The following is a 16,859-nucleotide window of genomic DNA, read 5'->3' on the forward strand; positions in this document are numbered from 1 at the left end:
GCTACTTCCCGAGCGCCTGCAGCGCGCGGGCGAACACCTCGTCGACCTCACCCACGGCGTCGACGGTCTTCAGTTCATCGGTGTAGTACTCGATCAGCGGCGCGGTCTCGTCGCGGTAGACCCTCATCCGATTGAGGATGATCTCGTCGGTGTCGTCGGCCCGGCCGCGGGCCTTCAGGCGCTCCAGCAGGGTTTCCTCGGAAACCCGGAACTCCAGGACCGCGTCGAGCTGGGTGCCGCGCCGCTCGAGCATGTCGTGCAGCGCCTTGGCCTGCTGCACCGAACGGGGGTAGCCGTCCAGGATGAAGCCGTTGCCGGTGTCGGGATTGCTCAGCCTGTCGTCGACCAGCTCGTTGGTCAGCTCAGACGGCACCAGGTCACCGGCGTCCAGATAGCGCTTGGCCTCCAGACCCAGCTCGGTGCCATTGCCGATGTTCTCGCGGAACAGGTCACCGGTGGACAGATGCGGAATCTCGAGCTTTTCGGCCAGCTTGACCGCCTGCGTCCCCTTGCCGGCCCCGGGCGGCCCCAGCAACACGACTCTCACTTGAGGAACCCTTCGTAGTTGCGCTGCATCAGCTGACTTTCGATCTGCTTCACCGTATCCAATGCGACACCGATCGCGATCAGCACCGCAGTACCACCGAACGGCAGGTTCTGCACCGATCCGCCGTTGCCGATCTGCAGGAACAAGTTGGGCAGCACCGCGATCACGCCGAGGTAGATCGACCCGGGCAGGGTGATCCGGCTCAGGACGTAGCGCAGGTAGTCGGCGGTCGGCTTGCCCGGCCGGATACCGGGGATGAACCCACCGAACTTCTTCATCTCGTCGGCGCGCTCGTCGGGGTTGAACGTGATCGACACGTAGAAGTACGTGAAGAAGATGATCAGGCTGAAGTAGATGCCGATGTAGACCGGGCTGCCGGGGTTCGACAGATAGTTGCTGACGAACTTGTCCCACCAGCTGTTGCCCATCCCCCCGCTGCCGCTGCGGATCAGCTGGGTGATCAGGTGCGGGATGTAGATCAGCGACGACGCGAAGATCACCGGGATGACACCGGCCTGGTTGACCTTCAGCGGCAGATACGTCGAGGTGCCGCCGTACATTCGCCGGCCGACCATCCGCTTGGCGTACTGCACCGGAATACGGCGCTGACCCTGCTCGACGAAGACCACGCCGACAACGATGATCAGCGCGGCCACACAGACCGTGGCCAGCACCACTCCGCCGCGGCTGTCCAGGATGCTCTTGCCCTCACCCGGTATGCGCGCGGCGATGCCCGCGAAGATCAGCAACGACATGCCGTTGCCGATACCGCGTTCGGTGACCAGCTCGCCCATCCACATCACCAGCGCCGCACCGGCCGTCATCACCAACACGATGACGACCAGGGTGAAGATGCTCTGGTTGGCGATGATCTCCAGGCTGCAGCCCTGCAGCAGCCCGCCGTTGGCGGCCAGCGCCACGATGCTGGTGGCCTGCAGGACGGCCAGCGCGATCGCCAGGTAGCGGGTGTACTGCGTCATCTTGGCCTGGCCGGACTGGCCCTCCTTACGAAGCTCCTCGAACCGCGGGATGACCACGGTGAGCAGCTGCACGATGATGCTGGCGGTGATGTAGGGCATCACGCCGACGGCGAACACGGTCAGCTGCAGCAGAGCCCCGCCGGAGAACAGGTTGATCAACGAGTAGATCTGCGCGGAGTCCCCGCCGCTGATCTGCGCGAGGCACTTCTGCACGTTGGGGTAGTTCACACCGGGAGACGGCACCGTGGCGCCGAGCCGGTACAGCACCACGATGCCCAGCGTGACCAGGATCTTCCGTCTCAGGTCGACTGTTCGCAGCGATGAGATGAAAGCCGAAAGCACTCTTCCTCCTGCGCAGCCGAGCTCTGGTCGCGGCATGCCTACTGGCTGGTGTATCCAGCACCGAAATGTCCTGGATGGTCTTTCGTCGCGCGCCTGGCACATGCAGGCAGGACGTGGACACGCGCGCGTCAGACAGTCTACGAGACTAACAGCGCGTGAAGCGCCCGCCCGCAAATGGGTGGACTGCGATCGGCCGGTGGGCGCCGCCCCGGCTCGCAGCCCATCCACAGACAGGGCGGGTAAGGTTTCATTGGCTCTTTACCTTGGCTAAATATCAATCGACTACAGCTGAGTGTTGACGGAAAGGGTGAGCATGACGCGCAGCGATACCGACACTTGGGATCTGGCCTCCAGCGTGGGCGCCACCGCGACGATGGTCGCGGCGGCACGAGCGCTGGCCACCGAGGACAGCGACCCCATCATCAACGACCCGTTCGCCGCCCCGCTGGTGCGCGCGGTGGGCATCGAGTTCTTCACCCGGGTGGTCGACGGCGACATCGACCCGGCCGATGCGGGCGAGAACGGCAAGACCGAACTGCAGAACGAGACCGACTCGATCGCGGTCCGCACCAAATTCTTCGACGAGTTCTTCAACGATGCGGCCGCGGCCGGCATCGAGCAGTCGGTGATCCTGGCCGCCGGCCTGGATTCCCGGGCCTACCGGCTGAACTGGCCGGCCGGCAGCGTCGTCTACGAGGTCGACCAGCCGCAGGTCGTCACGTTCAAAACCGACACCATGGCGGGCCTGGGCGCCGAGCCGGTGGCCGAGCGCCGCACGGTCAGCATCGACCTGCGCGAAGACTGGCCGGCCGCGTTGCGCGCCAGCGGCTTCGACCCCACCCGGCCGTCGGCCTGGAGCGCCGAGGGGTTGCTGATGTATCTGCCACCCGAAGCCCAGGACCGGCTCTTCGACCACATCACCGCGCTCAGCGCCCCCGGCAGCCAGATCGCCACCGAGTACCACCCGGTCAGCGGCCCGTCGATGGCCGAGCGCGGCAAAGCGATGAGCGACCGGTGGGCCAGCATCGGCTGCGACGTCGACCTGTCCGGTTTGTTCTACGAGGGCGAGCGCAGCAACGTCTCCGACTACCTCACCGGCCACGGCTGGGACGTGCTGGCGCGCAATCGCCGTGAACTGTTCGGCGAGTACGGCCGCGTCTTCCCGGACGACTCGGCGCACGCCGCCTTCCGGGACATCGTGTCCGTCATCGCAACTCGCCGATAGGAGGTCCTGAGATGGCCGAGAACGACACCATTCGCCACGACGGCGACAGCTGGGATCTGGCGTCCAGTGTCGGCGCCACCGCCACCGCGGTGGCCGCCCGGCGCGCCATGGCGTCCAAGGGACCCGATCCGCTGATCGACGACCCGTTCGCCGAGCCCTTGGTCAGGGCGGTCGGCGTGGAGGCATTCATCAAGATGGTCGACGGCGAGCTCGAACTCGGCGACGACGATCCGGCCTTCACCTCGCAACGACTGTCCGAGGGAATGGCCGTCCGGACCCGATTCTTCGACGACTTCTTCGCCGGCGCCGCTGCCGCTGGGCTGCGCCAAGCCGTCATCCTGGCCGCCGGGCTCGACACCCGTGCCTACCGGCTGACCTGGCCCGCGGGCACCACGGTCTTCGAGGTCGATCAGCAGCAGGTGATCGATTTCAAGACCCGAACGCTGGCCGATCTGGGTGCGGCCCCGACCGCGGAGCGCAAAGCGGTGGCCGTCGACCTCCGCGACGACTTGGTGGGTGCGTTGCGGGACAACGGATTCAATTCCGAACGGCCGACGGCCTGGATCGCCGAAGGGCTGCTGGGTTATCTGCCACCGGACGCGCAGGACCGGTTGTTCGACACCATCACCACGGTCAGCTTCAGCGGCAGCCGGATCGGCACCGGCTACGTCCCGGACATCCGCGATCGAATCGCCCAGCGGGGCAACGAGATCAGCGAACGCTGGCGCCGGCTCGGGTTGAACCTGAACTGGTCCGAGCTGGTCTACGACGGCGAACGCAACGACGCCGCCGAGTACCTGGCCGAGCGCGGTTGGCAGACGACCGTGCACACCACACCGGAGCTCTACGCCGCCAACGGTTTCGAGTTCCCGGATGCGCCGTCGATGGTTGCCTTCGGCGACATCAGGTACCTCTCGGCCGAGCTGCCATAACGCCGCCGACGCGTCTGCAGCCGGGTGCGTTACCTGTGCGCCAACCCGCTGTAGTCACGCCAGCTGCGCGGCGAAGCGCCGTGCTTGCGGCGGAACAACCGGCTGAAATACCCCGGATCCGGAATGCCGACTCGCATCGCCACCTCGTGAATGGCGATGTCGCTGTCCGTCAGCAACTTTCGCGCTTCGGCCATCCGGCGTTCGATGATCCACTCCTGGACGGTACGGCCGGTTCTGCGGCGCACCACGGTGGTCAGATGCCCGGCCGTCATGCCCACCTCGTGGGCGACGTCCCGCAGCGACAACGGCTCGTTGTGCCGTCGATCGATGATCGCGAAGACTTCGGCCAGCATCGGCTCGCCGCTGCGCCGCAAGTCGCCGACGACATCGCCGGCCAGCCGTACCACGTCGATCAACAGCAGGGTGAGACTCGCCAAGGCGGCCTGCTGGTAACCCTCACGGCGGTCGGCGAGTTCGGACTCGATCGCTTCGATCGCCGAATCCCAGTTCGGATGGCGAGATTTCGGCAAGTCCAGCCGCAGCAGCCCACCGGACTGCCCGTGCAGGAAAGGGAACAGCAGGGGATGCGTCCGCCAGGTCGGCCACGGCGACTGCGCATCCTCGCCCAGCGCGGCCGGGTCGAACAGCACCCCGATACCCCCCTCGAGGTCGCCGAGCTTCTGCGGGTCGAGCACCTCCCCCGCCGCGACCACGTACACCGCACCCACCGCCGGCCGGTACCACAGGGCCGGGAAATCGTGAATGTGCCGGCCTTGGTTGCGCACCTGTCGGCCACGGCGGATCACCGACAACGGCGGCGTGTGCGGGTCGGTCCGGTACTGATAGACCGGGACTCCGCTGCGGTGACGGATCAGCCTCGTCGGCGCGACCATCTCCTCGGGCATTGGACCGAAGATAGTCCAAGTATCGTCAAAGATCACCCAAACCTGTTCAGCCCCGGTATCTGATGATTGATGGCATGACCAAACATCATCCTCACGACTACATGCCCGCCGCTCAGCACGACGCCCTGCTGCCCGCCTACGATCTGCTGTCGCGCGTGCTGGGCATCGCCAAGGTGCACCGGACGTTGGTGGATCAGGCTGAGATCGCCGGCGCCCAGCGGGTGCTGGAGATCGGCAGCGGAACCGGCAACCTGACCATGCGCACCAAGCATTCGCATCCCTTAGCCGATGTGGTCGGCGTGGACCCCGACCCGCTCGCACTGGCCCGTGCGCAACGAAAAGTGCAGCGCCAGAGTGGTATTCGCTTCGATCACGGCTACGCCCAACAGCTGCCGTACGCCGACCGCGAATTCGACCGGGTGCTGTCGTCGCTGATGCTGCACCACCTCGACAGCCAGGCCAAACCCGCCGCGGCGGCCGAGGCCTTCCGGGTGCTGCGGCCCGGCGGCCGCCTACACGTGGTCGACATCGACGCCGACGAGACCGAGCACGGCGGCCCGGTCGCGCGGTTCCTGGCGCGACGCCGGCATGCTTCCGCGCACTTCGGCGAGTCGATTCCAGACCTGCTCGCCGCGGCCGGCTTCGACTGCACCGAGGTCGGCACTCGACGGCATCCCGTCATCGGGCGTCTCGCGTTCTACCGCGCGACCCGGCCCGAATGAATCACGGTGGTAGCCTCGTTATATTGGCTAAGTAATAACTCGGAATCGAGGCGAGGGGACGGCGATGGCACGCACCGACGACGACACCTGGGACCTGGCATCGAGCGTCGGCGCGACGGCGACCATGGTCGCGTCGGCCCGCGCGATGGCCACTAAGGCCGATCACCCGCTGATCAACGACCCGTATGCCGAACCGCTGGTCAAGGCCGTGGGTCTGGACCTGTTCACCAAACTGGCGACCGGCGAGTTGTCCCCCACCGACCTCGAGGAAGACGGCGAAGCGCCCAGCGCCCAGCGGATGACCGACAACATGGCGGTGCGCACCAAGTTCTTCGACGAGTTCTTCATCGAGGCAACGGCCGCCGGCATCACGCAGGCGGTGATCCTGGCGTCCGGGCTCGACTCGCGGGCCTACCGGCTGCCCTGGCCCAAGGGCACCGTCGTCTACGAGATCGACCAGCCGCAGGTCATCGAATTCAAGTCCCGCACGCTGGCCGATCTGGGTGCGGAACCGACCGCGCAGCGGCGCACGGTGGCGATCGATCTGCGCGACGACTGGCCGGCGGCGCTCAAGGACGCGGGCTTCGACTCCGGCCGGCCCACCGCCTGGAGCGCCGAGGGTCTGCTGGGCTATCTCCCGCCCGACGCGCAGGATCGACTGCTGGACACCATCACCGAGCTCAGCGTCCCGGGAAGCCGCATCGCGACCGAGAGCGGACCGGCCCGCGACGAGGCCCACCGGGAGCGAATCAGGGCCCGGATGCAGCTGGTTGCGCAACGCTGGCGTAAACACGGACTCGATCTGGACATGACGCAGTTGGTGTATGACGGCGACCGCAACGAGGCGTCGCCGTACCTGGCCGATCTGGGCTGGGAGATGGGCGGTAGCACCATCCGAGAGTTGTTCGCCGCCAACGGTCTCGAGCCGCTGCACGAAGACGATCTGCCGTTCGCCGATCGTCTCTATGTCAGCGGAACGCTGGCCGACAAGAAATAGGAGGCACCGATGCCACGCACGCACGACGACAGCTGGGATCTGGCTTCCAGCGTGGGCGCGACCGCGACGATGGTCGCCGCCGCCCGCGCGCTGGCCTCGCAAGGCCCCAAGCCGTTGCTCGACGATCCCTTCGCCGCGCCATTGGTGCGCGCGGTGGGCATGGCTCCGTTCATTCGGCTGATCGACGGTGACATCGAGGACGACGACGGGCCGGGCCTGACCAGCGAAGCGCGCGCACAGCAAATGACGGTGCGCACAAGGTTTTTCGACGACTTCTTCGTCGCCGCCAGCACAGCGGGCATCCAGCAGGCGGTCATTCTGGCCTCCGGCTTGGACACCAGGGCGTATCGACTGCCGTGGTCGGCCGGCACCGTCGTCTACGAGGTCGACCAGCCGGAGGTCATCGAATTCAAGACCACGACCTTGGCGGACCTCGGGGCGGAGCCGACCGCCAAACGCCGCACGGTGAGCATCGATCTGCGTGAAGACTGGCCGGCGGCACTGCGCGAGCACGGTTTCGACACCGGCCGGCCGACCGCGTGGAGCGCCGAGGGTCTGCTCCCCTACCTGCCCCCCGATGCCCAGGATCGGCTGTTCGACAACATCGCCGCGCTCAGCGCGCCGGGCAGCCGGCTCGCGACCGAGAACATCTCCGACCCGGATGCGTTCTCCGGGGAGAAGCTGCAGCGCCTCGGCGAGCGTTGGCGCCGAGCGGGATTTGACCTGAATCCGGCCGATCTCTTCTACCAGGGCGAACGCCACGTCGTGATCGACTATCTGACCGAGCACGGCTGGCGGGTCGAGAATCATCCCGCTCTTGTGTTGTACGAACGCAACGGATTTCCCTTCCCGGACGACGAGTCGATGACGGTGTTCCGGGACATGAGTTACGTCGCGGCGACCCGGACTGAGGACGGCAATGACACGGACCGATGACGACAGCTGGGACCTTGCTTCCAGCGTGGGTGCCACCGCGACGATGGTCGCCGCGGGTCGCGCGATGGCGACCAACGACGCCCGGCCACTGATCAACGATCCGTACGCCGACCCGTTGGTGCGCGCGGTCGGACTGGATTTCTTCGTCAAGATGATCGACGGTGAACTCGATCTCTCGCTGCTCCCGAATTCATCGCCGGATCGGACGCAAGCGATCGCCGACGGAATGGGCGTGCGCACCAAGTACTTCGACGATTATCTGCTGGCCGCCGCCGACACCGGTGTCCGGCAAGTGGTGATCCTGGCTTCCGGTTTGGACGCCCGCGCATACCGGTTGGACTGGCCCGCGGGCACGGTGGTCTACGAGATCGACCAGCCGCAGGTGATCGAGTTCAAGACCCGTACCCTCGCCGACCTGGGCGCCGAGCCCACCGCGACGCGTCGCACCGTCGCCATCGACCTGCGCGGCGACTGGCCGGCCGCGTTACGGGACGCCGGTCTCGACACCGACGCGCCGACGGCCTGGCTGGCCGAAGGTCTGCTGATCTACCTGCCGCCAGAGGCCCAGGATCGGTTGTTCGACAACATCACCGCGTTGAGCGCACCGGGTAGCACCGTCGCCACCGAATACGTCCCGGGCATCGTTGATTTCGACGCCGACAAGGCGCGAGAGATGTTGGCCCCGTTCCGCCAGCACGGTGTCGACATCGACATGCCGTCGCTGATCTACGCTGGGCAGCGCAACCACGTCGTCGATTACCTGCGCGGTAAATCGTGGGATGTCGTCGACACGTCGCGATCCGAGCTGTTCACCGCAAACGACCGCGCCGTCCCCACACCGGAGAACGACGATCCGCTGGGCGACATCATCTACGTCAGCGCAACGTTCGCCGGCTAGAAGCGGGACTCCCCGAGCCACAGCACATTCGCTCCGGTCAGCGACCGCTCGGCCTGCTCGATGAGGCCGGCCACCGAGGCGGTGATCAACCCGCCCAACGCATCCGGCAGCGACGCCGCTGCGGGCTGCGACGAGGCACGCGGCCGTAGCAGCTCCCACAGCGACGAGCCCGGGTAGCCGACGAGGCGGACCTTGGCGTCTTCGTCCAGCCCGGCCAGCACCTTGGCCTTGCGCACCGCCGTCCGCAGGCCGCCGAGCTCGTCGACCAGGCCGTGCTCGAGCGCGTCGGCACCGGTCCAGACCCGGCCACGGGCCACCGCATCGACCGCTTCGACGCTGAGGTTGCGCCCCTCGGCGACCCGCTCGACGAAGTCGGTGTAAAACAGGTCGGCTTCGGCCTCGACCTGTGCCTGCTGCTCGGCCGTGAACGGCGCATTGATCGACCAGGCGTCGGCATTGGCGTTGGTACGCACCGCGTCTGAGCCCACACCCAGCCGGTCCTTCAGGTCACGGGCGATCAGCTTTCCGGTGATGACGCCGATCGAGCCGGTGATCGTGCCCGCATTGGCGACGATCGCGTCGGCGCACATCGAGACGTAGTAGCCGCCGGAGGCCGCGACCGCACCCATCGACGCCACCACCGGCTTACCGCGCTCACGAGCCTTCTTGACTTCCCGCCAGATGGTCTCCGACGCGGTGACCGAACCACCCGGCGAGTCGACCCGCAGCACGATCGCCGACACCGAATCGTCGTGCGCCGCCTCGCGCAGCGCCGCCGCAATGGTGTCGCCGCCCGCGTTCGACGAGCCGAGCGGAACCCGCGAGCCGCCGCGTCCACTGACGATCGGCCCGGCGACGGTGACGACGGCGATCGTCGACTTGGGCCCGCGCCCGGGCACCGATGGCCCGCCCGGACCGGTGGCCCGCGCGTATCGGCTGACGAACAGCCGCGGCGGGGCATCGTGGTCGTCGGCGTCGCTCGAGATGCCTTCGCTGCCAGCCAGTTCCGCGATCCGCGCGTAGGCCTCGTCGCGGAAGCCGACCCGGTCGATCAGTCCCGACTCGAGCGCGACGTCGCGCAGCAGCGGCGCGCGGTCGGCCAGGCCGTCGAGGCTGTCCTGGCTGATCGTGCGTGACTCCGCTATCGCCTGCCACACCTGGCCGCGAAGGCTTTCCAGCAGTCGCGTGTCGGCTTCTCGATGCGCGTCGGTGTAGCCGGCCTGGGTGAAAAGGTTTGCCGCGGACTTGTATTCGCCGCGCGCGACGAACTGCGCTTCGATGCCCGCTTTGTCGAGCGCGTCGCGCAGAAACAGCGCGTTGGTGGCAAACCCGATCAGCCCGACGGTGCCCGACGGCTGCATCCAGACTTCACCGAACGCTGACGCCAGGTAGTACGACAGGGTGCCCGGGTAGGTCTCGGACCAGGCCAGCGACGGCTTCTTCGCCGAGAATGCCGCGATGGCTTCCCGCAACTCCTGAACCGGTCCAGCCGCGGCGGCGGGGAGCTGGACCTGTGCGATCAGGCCCGCGACCCGAGGGTCCTCGGCGGCACGGTGCAGGGCGGCAACCGCCTCGCGCAACACCAGCGGACGTCCGCCGCCGGTGATCATTGCGAGCGGATCCAGGCCACTGGTCTCCGGCGGCGCCGCCCGCAGGTCGAGTTCGAGCACGCAGCCGTTGGGAACGCCGTGGTGGCGGGCGGTGTCCACCCGGCGGGCCAGCGCGCGGACGTCGTCGATGCCGGGCGGGTCGGGCAGGAAGGAGAACATGCGACGAGCCTACCGATGGCCCGCCGTACCGTGATGGGGTGCGATTCTCGATCTCGATTCCTCAGCTCGATACGACCGGTTTCGACGCGGCCGGCGTGCGCGACTATCTGGCCCGGGCCGAGGAGCTCGGCTTCGAAGCCGGCTGGGTGCTGGAGCAGATCATCGGCCCGGCGCCGTTGCTCGCGCCGCTGGAACTGCTGGCCTACGCGGCCGCCTGCACAACGCGCCTGCGCCTCGGCGTGGGCGTGCTGGTCTCGTCGCTGCACGATCCACTGCAGTTGGCGTCGTCGATCACCGCGGTGGACCGACTCAGCCACGGCAGACTCGACGTCGGGGTGGCACCGGGCGGTGGGGGCCGCCGGTTCGCCGCGTTCGGGGTGGACGACAAGACGTTCGTGGGCAGCTTCACCGAGGGGCTCGAGCTGATGAAGGCGGCATGGTCCGACAACCCGCGGGTGACGTTCGACGGCCGTTTTCGTCAGGTGGACGATCTACCGATTCAGCCCAAGCCCGTGCAGCGGCCGCATCCACCGATCTGGTTCGGCGGCCGGGCGCCGAAGGCACTGGCGCGCGCGGTGCGCCACGGCGACGCGTTTCTCGGTGCAGGTTCGTCGACCACCGCTGCATTCGCCGAGACGGTCGCAGTCCTGCGAGGCGAATTGACCACGCAGGAACGGGATTCCGCGGAGTTTCCGATCGGGAAGCGGGTCTATCTGATGATCGACGATGACCCGGCTCAGGCGCGCAAGCGGGTGCTCGACGGGCTGCACCGCATTTACGGCGGGATGTCCGGGATCGACGACGTCCCGGTGGCCGGCACCGCCGACGACGTGGTGTCCGGTCTGCGTGCGGTGATCGAGGCCGGCGCTGAGACGATCCTGCTCAACCCGGTCGGTGGCACTGTCGCCGAGGACCGCGAACAGATGGAACGTCTTGCGGCAGAGGTCATTCCGCGGCTGAACTGAGTCACCCCGGCCTCATCCGCGCTCTGCAGGGGCGGCTCGCTTGTGCCGTGCTGTGCCACCGGCAACGAATTCGAAGCGGTGTCACTCAACTGACTTTGCCGCGGTGACTTCTGGTGTATAACCGCCTCATGGTGCTCAAGGTCGCGGTGTCGCCGGACCTGATCGGCGGCGACGTCGAGGACGGCTACGGCAAGGTCGCCGATGCATTCCGGGCCAACTTCGCGGCCGGCCGCGAGGTCGGCGCCGCCGTCGCGGTGTATCGCGACGGCATCAAAGTGGTCGATATGTGGGGTGGCTATCGCAACGGGTTGACCAAGACGCCGTGGCAGCGAGACACCATGGTCAATATGTTCTCGACCACCAAAGGTGTTGCCGCCCTTGCCCTTGCGCTCGCCGTGTCGCGAGGGCTGTTCGGCTACGACGACAAGGTCGCGGACCACTGGCCGGAGTTCGCCCAGGCGGGCAAGGCCGAGGTGACCGTGCGCCAACTGCTGGGCCACCAAGCCGGACTGTGCGTGCTGAAACCAGCGCCGACCGTGCACGATGTCGCCGACCCGCCCCGGCTGTCGGAGCTGCTCGCAGCCCAGAAACCGGTGTGGCGGCCGGGCACCCGGCACGGCTATCACGCGATCACGCTGGGCTGGTACGAATCCGAGCTCATCCGCCGCACCGACCCGGCCGGCCGTACCCTGGGCCGCTTCTTCGCCGACGAGGTCGCCGGCCCGCTCGGGCTGGATCTCCACATCGGACTTCCGGATTCCGTGTCGCGCGATCGGGTGGCGCATCTGCACAACTGGCGTCGCGCCGAGTCTCTGCTGCACCTGCACACGCTGCCGGCTCCACTGGTGGCCGCATCGTTCAACCCGGCCGGTCTGCTCGCCCGCGCCGGGTCTCTTCCGCGCGGCGTCGTACCGTGGGACGGCGACTACAACCGAGATGACGTGCGCGCCATCGAGATCCCGTCGGCCAATGGAATCGGGACCGCGAGGGCCGTCGCCAAGCTCTACAGCGCGGCCACGGTCGGCGACCGGGCGCTGGGCCTCGAGCCGAACGTGCTCGACGAACTCATGGCCCAGCCCGCCACGCCGAGCCGCGGGTTGCGCGACAAGGTGCTGCGGGTCAATGTGTTGTATTCACTGGGACTGTCGAAACCGGCCCCGCTGTGCGAGTTCGGATCAAGCGACAAAGCTTTCGGCACACCAGGTTACGGCGGCTCGTTCGGGTTCGCCGATCCCGATACCGGGATCGGGTTCGGCTACGTGATGAACCGGCTCGGCTTCCACCTCACCAGCGATCCGCGCGAACTCGCGCTGCGCCAAGCGTTGTTCCGCGACGTGCTGGGCGCACGACCGCAGAAGTAGCGAGGGCGTCTAGAGCTCGGTCGCCGAGCCGCCCGCCGCGCTGATCTTCTCGCGCGCGCTGCCGCTGAACTTGTGCGCGGTGACGTCCACCTTCACGGCCAGCTTGCCGTCGCCGAGAACCTTGACGAGGGTGTTCTTGCGAACCGCACCCTTGGCGACCAACTCGTTCAGACCGACCGAACCGCCTTCGGGGAACAGACGATTGAGGTCGCCGACGTTGACGACTTCGTACTCGGTGCGGAACCGGTTGCGGAACCCCTTCAGCTTGGGCAGCCGCATGTGGATCGGCATCTGCCCACCTTCGAAGGTGGCCGGCACGTTCTTGCGAGCCTTCGTACCCTTGGTTCCGCGGCCGGCGGTCTTACCCTTGGAGCCCTCACCGCGGCCGACCCGGGTGCGCTTGGTCTTCGACCCGGGCGCTGGGTGCAGGTCGTGCAATTTGATGGTCACTTGCTACCTCCCTCAGCCGGCTCGACCTCGATGAGGTGATGGACGGCCTTGATCAGCCCGCGGGTCTGCGCGTCGTCGTCGCGGATAACGGACTGCCGGATCTTCCGAAGGCCCAGGGTGCGAAGGCTTTCCCGCTGCTTCCAGCGGGCGCCGATCACGCCGCGGACCTGAGTGATCTTCAGCTGCGTCGGTTGTGCTGATTTCGCTGCCATGATTATGCGCTTCCTTCACGAGCGGAACTGGCGGCCAGCGCATCACTTTCGCGGCGGGCGCGCAGCATGCCGGCCGGAGCGACGTCTTCCAGCGGAAGTCCACGTCGGGCGGCGACCTCTTCGGGCCGCTGCAGCATCTTGAGCGCGGCAACGGTCGCATGCACGACGTTGATCGCGTTGTCGCTACCCAGCGATTTGGACAGAATGTCGTGGACGCCGGCACATTCCAGCACCGCGCGCACCGCACCACCGGCGATCACACCGGTACCGGGGCTGGCCGGGCGCAGCAGCACCACGCCGGCGGCCGCCTCACCCTGTACCGGGTGGACGATGGTTCCACCGATCATCGGCACCCGGAAGAATCCCTTGCGGGCTTCTTCGACGCCCTTGGCGATCGCGGCGGGTACTTCCTTGGCCTTGCCGTAGCCGACACCGACCATGCCGTTTCCGTCGCCAACGATGACCAGCGCGGTGAAGCTGAAGCGCCGACCACCCTTGACCACCTTGGAGACTCGGTTGATCGTGACAACCCGCTCCAGGTAATTGCTCTTGTCGCCGTCACGGTCACGACCACCGCGGCCGCCACCGTCCCGGCGGCCCCGGTTGTCACGCGAGTCGCGACGGTCGTCGCGGCCCTCGTTCGTGGGGCCGGCCGTTCCAGCCGGTTGCTCCGCCATTATGCGGTCCTTCCGCTCAGGTTTGATTCCGCAAGGTTGTTGCTTGCCATCAGAATTCCAATCCACCTTCACGGGCGGCGTCGGCCAGAGCCGCGATCCGTCCGCCGTAGGTGTAGCCACCACGGTCGAACACCACGGTGTTGATACCGGCGGCCTTGGCCCGCTCGGCGATCAACTGGCCGACCCGCACGCTGTGGGCCTTCTTGTCGCCGTCGACGCCGCGCACGTCCGCCTCGATCGAGGAGGCGGCGGCCACGGTGGTGCCGGTGAGGTCGTCGACCAGTTGCACGTGGATGTGCCGCGACGAACGGTGCACCACCAGGCGCGGACGCTCCGCGGTGCCCGAGATCTTCTTACGCAGCCGCGCGTGACGACGCAGCCGCTGCTTGCGCCGCACGGCAGACACGCTCTGCCCGGGCGCCTTCTGCGCGGTACCAACTTGTGTTTGCGCCATGACTACTTACCTGTCTTTCCGACCTTGCGGCGGATCTGCTCACCTTCGTATCGGATGCCCTTGCCTTTATAGGGATCGTTCTTGCGAAGACGGCGGATGTTGGCCGCGATCTGGCCGACCTTTTGCTTGTCGATACCCGTGATCGAGAACTTGGTGGGCGTCTCGACCGCGAAGGTCACGCCCTCGGGAGCCGTGATCAGCACCGGGTGGCTGTAGCCAAGGGCGAACTCGAGGTTGCTGCCCTTGGCCTGCACGCGGTAGCCGACGCCGAAGATCTCCATCTTGATGGTGTAGCCCTGCGTCACACCGACGACCAGATTGGACACCAGGGTGCGGGACAGCCCGTGCAACGAACGGTTGTGCCGGTCGTCGTCCGGACGGGCGACCACGATGGCGCCATCGTCGTTGCGCGCCACGGTGATCGGCTCGGAGACCTTCAGATCGAGGGTGCCCTTGGGCCCCTTGACCGAGACCTGCTGGCCGTCGATGGAAACCTCGACCCCGGACGGGATCAAGATCGGTTGCTTACCAATACGCGACATGTGTCAGTCCCCTCTCACCACACGAATGCGAGGACTTCGCCGCCCACGCCCTGTCTGGCAGCCTGACGGTCAGTGAGCAGACCCGAGGACGTCGAGATGATCGCCACGCCCAGGCCGCCGAGTACCCGCGGCAGATTGGTCGACTTGGCGTACACCCGCAGACCCGGCTTGGACACCCGGCGCAGGCCGGCGATGCTGCGTTCCCGGCTCGGCCCGTACTTGAGCTGAACCTTGAGCGCCTTGCCCACTCGCGCGTCCTCGGTTTGGTAGTCGGTGATGTAGCCCTCGCGCTTGAGGATCTCGGCGATGTTCGCCTTGAGCTTCGAGTGCGGCAGGGTCACCTCGTCGTGGTACGCCGAGTTGGCGTTGCGCAGACGCGTCAAGAAGTCTGCGATGGGGTCAGTCATCGTCATTGTTGGTTCTCCCGCCCCGTCACCAACTGCTCTTCGCCACACCGGGCAGCTCGCCCGCGTGCGCCATCTCACGCAGGCAGATCCTGCACAACCCGAACTTGCGGAAGACAGCGTGCGGACGGCCGCATTTGTTGCAGCGGGTGTACGCGCGAACCGCGAACTTCGGCTTGCGCTGGCTCTTGTTGATCAGTGCTTTCTTCGCCATTGCTCAGTTCTCCTTGAACGGGAAGCCGAGGGCGCGCAGCAGCGCCCGGCCTTCGTCGTCGTTGGTCGCCGATGTGACGACTGTGATGTCCATGCCCCGGGGGCGGTCGATGTTGTCGACGTCGATCTCGTGGAACACCGACTGCTCGGTCAGCCCGAAGGTGTAGTTACCCCGGCCGTCGAACTGCTTGGCTCCCAGACCACGGAAGTCACGGATACGCGGCAGCGAGATCGAGATCAGGCGGTCCAGGAACTCCCACATCCGGTCGCCGCGCAGCGTGACGCGCGCACCGATCGGCATGCCCTCGCGGAGCTTGAACTGCGCGATCGACTTGGTGGCCTTGCGGATTTCCGGCTTCTGGCCGGTGATCAGCGCCAGGTCGTTGACCGCGCCGTTGATCAGCTTGGCGTCGCGGGCGGCGTCTCCCACGCCCATGTTCACCACGACCTTGACCACGCCCGGGATCTGCATCACGTTGGCGTAGCCGAATTCTTTGTTCAGCGCCTCACGGATCTCTTCGCGGTAGCGCGTCTTGAGCCGGGGCTGAACCTTCTGCTGCTCGGTGGTCGTCATGCCGTGATGTCCTTGCCGTTGCGCTTGGAGATGCGAACCCGCTTACCGGACTCCTCGTCGACCCGGTAACCGATCCGGGTGGGGCTGCCGTCGGAGTCGACCACCATCACGTTGGACACGTGGATGGGGGCTTCCTGGGTGACGATGCCGCCGGACTGTGCGCCGCGCTCGTTGGTCGAGACCGCGGTGTGCTTCTTGATCCGGTTGACGCCTTGCACCAGCACCTTGTTGCGGGTCGGGAAAGCTTGGATCACTTTGCCTTTGGCGCCTTTGTCCTTACCCGAGATGACGAGGACGGTGTCGCCCTTGTGCACCTTCATCTACAGCACCTCCGGGGCCAGCGAGACGATCTTCATGAAGCGCTTCTCACGCAGCTCGCGGCCGACCGGGCCGAAGATGCGGGTTCCACGCGGGTCGTTGTCGGGCTTGATGATGACGGCCGCGTTCTCGTCGAACTTGATGTAGCTGCCGTCCGGGCGGCGACGCTCCTTGACGGTGCGTACGACGACCGCCTTGACCACATCACCACGCTTGACGTTGCCGCCGGGGATGGCGTCTTTCACCGTCGCGACGATGACGTCGCCGATGCCGGCGTAACGCCGCGACGAGCCGCCGAGAACGCGGATGCACAAGATCTCCTTGGCACCCGTGTTGTCGGCCACCTTCAGCCGCGATTCCTGCTGAATCACTCGATCTCCTGCCCTGGTTCACGTATGCACGCCCACGCGTGACCGGGCCGGAGGACACCCGAAAG

General features: G+C 66.8%; 22 protein-coding genes. 8 read left to right on the forward strand and 14 right to left on the reverse strand.

All coding sequences use genetic code 11. From position 1 onward, the window contains the following. Position 1: 1 nt before the first annotated feature. Positions 2-547: an adenylate kinase gene (locus tag ACZYW1_RS06690; protein ID WP_463784287.1), complete on the reverse strand. Its 546-nt coding sequence runs from the start codon at positions 545-547 to the stop codon at positions 2-4. Beyond that, positions 544-1,869: a preprotein translocase subunit SecY gene (gene secY / locus ACZYW1_RS06695; protein WP_293000822.1), complete on the reverse strand. Its 1,326-nt coding sequence runs from the start codon at positions 1,867-1,869 to the stop codon at positions 544-546. The genes ACZYW1_RS06690 and secY overlap by 4 nt, the downstream gene beginning before the upstream one ends. Positions 1,870-2,182: 313 nt before the next feature. Here secY and ACZYW1_RS06700 point away from each other — a divergent pair, with 313 nt between their 5' ends. Both ACZYW1_RS06700 and ACZYW1_RS06705 read left to right on the forward strand, forming a co-directional pair. Continuing rightward, complete coding sequence (locus ACZYW1_RS06700; RefSeq protein WP_463784290.1) at positions 2,183-3,094, forward strand: class I SAM-dependent methyltransferase; 912 nt, start codon at positions 2,183-2,185, stop codon at positions 3,092-3,094. A gap of 11 nt (positions 3,095-3,105) precedes the next feature. After that, positions 3,106-4,026: an SAM-dependent methyltransferase gene (locus tag ACZYW1_RS06705; protein ID WP_463784294.1), complete on the forward strand. Its 921-nt coding sequence runs from the start codon at positions 3,106-3,108 to the stop codon at positions 4,024-4,026. A gap of 29 nt (positions 4,027-4,055) precedes the next feature. Here ACZYW1_RS06705 and ACZYW1_RS06710 read toward each other — a convergent pair whose 3' ends face one another. Continuing rightward, positions 4,056-4,919, reverse strand: coding sequence for a helix-turn-helix transcriptional regulator (locus tag ACZYW1_RS06710; RefSeq protein ID WP_463787723.1), 864 nt, complete (start codon positions 4,917-4,919; stop codon positions 4,056-4,058). A gap of 86 nt (positions 4,920-5,005) precedes the next feature. Between ACZYW1_RS06710 and ACZYW1_RS06715 the strand changes: the two genes are divergently transcribed. From ACZYW1_RS06715 to ACZYW1_RS06730, 4 genes are all read left to right on the forward strand, one after another. Further along, entirely contained in the window at positions 5,006-5,653 is a 648-nt protein-coding gene (locus ACZYW1_RS06715; RefSeq protein WP_463784297.1) for a class I SAM-dependent methyltransferase, read from the forward strand. Positions 5,654-5,717: 64 nt separating this feature from the next. Next, positions 5,718-6,650: a class I SAM-dependent methyltransferase gene (locus tag ACZYW1_RS06720; RefSeq protein ID WP_463784300.1), complete on the forward strand. Its 933-nt coding sequence runs from the start codon at positions 5,718-5,720 to the stop codon at positions 6,648-6,650. Positions 6,651-6,659: 9 nt separating this feature from the next. Further along, entirely contained in the window at positions 6,660-7,586 is a 927-nt protein-coding gene (locus tag ACZYW1_RS06725) for a class I SAM-dependent methyltransferase (protein WP_463784302.1), read from the forward strand. Further along, positions 7,570-8,484: a class I SAM-dependent methyltransferase gene (locus ACZYW1_RS06730; RefSeq protein ID WP_463784305.1), complete on the forward strand. Its 915-nt coding sequence runs from the start codon at positions 7,570-7,572 to the stop codon at positions 8,482-8,484. Before ACZYW1_RS06725 ends, ACZYW1_RS06730 begins: the two co-directional genes overlap by 17 nt. On the opposite strand, the gene sppA is transcribed toward ACZYW1_RS06730, so the two are convergent. Beyond that, on the reverse strand, positions 8,481-10,253 hold the full coding sequence (gene sppA / locus ACZYW1_RS06735; RefSeq protein WP_463784308.1) for a signal peptide peptidase SppA: 1,773 nt from the start codon (positions 10,251-10,253) through the stop codon (positions 8,481-8,483). The genes ACZYW1_RS06730 and sppA overlap by 4 nt on opposite strands. A 38-nt stretch (positions 10,254-10,291) precedes the next feature. On the opposite strand from sppA, the gene ACZYW1_RS06740 reads away from it, so the two are divergent. Beyond that, the gene (locus tag ACZYW1_RS06740) at positions 10,292-11,218 is read left to right on the forward strand and encodes an LLM class flavin-dependent oxidoreductase (protein WP_463784309.1); all 927 of its coding nucleotides are present in this window, start codon (positions 10,292-10,294) and stop codon (positions 11,216-11,218) included. Between the two features lie 128 nt (positions 11,219-11,346). Next, complete coding sequence (locus ACZYW1_RS06745; RefSeq protein ID WP_463784311.1) at positions 11,347-12,579, forward strand: serine hydrolase domain-containing protein; 1,233 nt, start codon at positions 11,347-11,349, stop codon at positions 12,577-12,579. Positions 12,580-12,588: 9 nt separating this feature from the next. On the opposite strand, the gene rplO is transcribed toward ACZYW1_RS06745, so the two are convergent. From rplO to rplN, 10 genes are read right to left on the reverse strand one after another with little or no spacing between them, the layout of a single operon-like run. Beyond that, positions 12,589-13,029, reverse strand: a complete 441-nt coding sequence (gene rplO / locus ACZYW1_RS06750; RefSeq protein ID WP_463784314.1) for a 50S ribosomal protein L15 — start codon at positions 13,027-13,029, stop codon at positions 12,589-12,591. Next, positions 13,026-13,241: a 50S ribosomal protein L30 gene (gene rpmD, locus ACZYW1_RS06755; RefSeq protein ID WP_463784316.1), complete on the reverse strand. Its 216-nt coding sequence runs from the start codon at positions 13,239-13,241 to the stop codon at positions 13,026-13,028. Before rpmD ends, rplO begins: the two co-directional genes overlap by 4 nt. Before the next feature lie 2 nt (positions 13,242-13,243). After that, the gene (gene rpsE, locus ACZYW1_RS06760; protein WP_463784317.1) at positions 13,244-13,918 is read right to left on the reverse strand and encodes a 30S ribosomal protein S5; all 675 of its coding nucleotides are present in this window, start codon (positions 13,916-13,918) and stop codon (positions 13,244-13,246) included. A 49-nt stretch (positions 13,919-13,967) separates the two neighbouring features. Further along, positions 13,968-14,372 carry a 50S ribosomal protein L18 gene (gene rplR, locus ACZYW1_RS06765; RefSeq protein ID WP_463784319.1) on the reverse strand — a complete coding sequence of 135 codons (405 nt, stop codon included), beginning with the start codon at positions 14,370-14,372 and terminating at the stop codon, positions 13,968-13,970. Between the two features lie 2 nt (positions 14,373-14,374). After that, positions 14,375-14,914, reverse strand: a complete 540-nt coding sequence (gene rplF / locus ACZYW1_RS06770; RefSeq protein ID WP_463784321.1) for a 50S ribosomal protein L6 — start codon at positions 14,912-14,914, stop codon at positions 14,375-14,377. Positions 14,915-14,928: 14 nt separating this feature from the next. Continuing rightward, positions 14,929-15,327 (reverse strand): 30S ribosomal protein S8, encoded by a 399-nt coding sequence (gene rpsH, locus ACZYW1_RS06775; RefSeq protein ID WP_463784323.1) that lies wholly within the window; start codon positions 15,325-15,327, stop codon positions 14,929-14,931. Positions 15,328-15,346: 19 nt separating this feature from the next. Next, positions 15,347-15,532 (reverse strand): type Z 30S ribosomal protein S14, encoded by a 186-nt coding sequence (locus ACZYW1_RS06780; protein WP_424754123.1) that lies wholly within the window; start codon positions 15,530-15,532, stop codon positions 15,347-15,349. Positions 15,533-15,535: 3 nt separating this feature from the next. Then, positions 15,536-16,105, reverse strand: coding sequence for a 50S ribosomal protein L5 (rplE, locus tag ACZYW1_RS06785; protein ID WP_463784326.1), 570 nt, complete (start codon positions 16,103-16,105; stop codon positions 15,536-15,538). Further along, entirely contained in the window at positions 16,102-16,425 is a 324-nt protein-coding gene (gene rplX, locus ACZYW1_RS06790) for a 50S ribosomal protein L24 (protein WP_463784328.1), read from the reverse strand. Before rplX ends, rplE begins: the two co-directional genes overlap by 4 nt. Continuing rightward, complete coding sequence (gene rplN / locus ACZYW1_RS06795) at positions 16,426-16,794, reverse strand: 50S ribosomal protein L14 (RefSeq protein WP_045373371.1); 369 nt, start codon at positions 16,792-16,794, stop codon at positions 16,426-16,428. It lies immediately after the preceding gene. Between the last annotated feature and the right edge of the window lie 65 nt (positions 16,795-16,859).

The organism is Mycobacterium sp. IDUB_36 (genome assembly GCF_055419225.1).

Coding starts and splice junctions, on each gene's coding strand:
- ACZYW1_RS06700 (WP_463784290.1), top strand. CDS start 2,183: ATGACGCGCAGCGATACCGACACTTGGGATCTGGCCTCCAGCGTGGGC.
- ACZYW1_RS06705 (WP_463784294.1), top strand. CDS start 3,106: ATGGCCGAGAACGACACCATTCGCCACGACGGCGACAGCTGGGATCTG.
- ACZYW1_RS06710 (WP_463787723.1), bottom strand. CDS start 4,919: ATGGTCGCGCCGACGAGGCTGATCCGTCACCGCAGCGGAGTCCCGGTC.
- ACZYW1_RS06715 (WP_463784297.1), top strand. CDS start 5,006: ATGACCAAACATCATCCTCACGACTACATGCCCGCCGCTCAGCACGAC.
- ACZYW1_RS06720 (WP_463784300.1), top strand. CDS start 5,718: ATGGCACGCACCGACGACGACACCTGGGACCTGGCATCGAGCGTCGGC.
- ACZYW1_RS06725 (WP_463784302.1), top strand. CDS start 6,660: ATGCCACGCACGCACGACGACAGCTGGGATCTGGCTTCCAGCGTGGGC.
- ACZYW1_RS06730 (WP_463784305.1), top strand. CDS start 7,570: ATGACACGGACCGATGACGACAGCTGGGACCTTGCTTCCAGCGTGGGT.
- sppA (WP_463784308.1), bottom strand. CDS start 10,253: ATGTTCTCCTTCCTGCCCGACCCGCCCGGCATCGACGACGTCCGCGCG.
- ACZYW1_RS06745 (WP_463784311.1), top strand. CDS start 11,347: ATGGTGCTCAAGGTCGCGGTGTCGCCGGACCTGATCGGCGGCGACGTC.
- rpmD (WP_463784316.1), bottom strand. CDS start 13,241: ATGGCAGCGAAATCAGCACAACCGACGCAGCTGAAGATCACTCAGGTC.
- rpsE (WP_463784317.1), bottom strand. CDS start 13,918: ATGGCGGAGCAACCGGCTGGAACGGCCGGCCCCACGAACGAGGGCCGC.
- rplR (WP_463784319.1), bottom strand. CDS start 14,372: ATGGCGCAAACACAAGTTGGTACCGCGCAGAAGGCGCCCGGGCAGAGC.
- rplF (WP_463784321.1), bottom strand. CDS start 14,914: ATGTCGCGTATTGGTAAGCAACCGATCTTGATCCCGTCCGGGGTCGAG.
- rpsH (WP_463784323.1), bottom strand. CDS start 15,327: ATGACGATGACTGACCCCATCGCAGACTTCTTGACGCGTCTGCGCAAC.
- ACZYW1_RS06780 (WP_424754123.1), bottom strand. CDS start 15,532: ATGGCGAAGAAAGCACTGATCAACAAGAGCCAGCGCAAGCCGAAGTTC.
- rplE (WP_463784326.1), bottom strand. CDS start 16,105: ATGACGACCACCGAGCAGCAGAAGGTTCAGCCCCGGCTCAAGACGCGC.
- rplX (WP_463784328.1), bottom strand. CDS start 16,425: ATGAAGGTGCACAAGGGCGACACCGTCCTCGTCATCTCGGGTAAGGAC.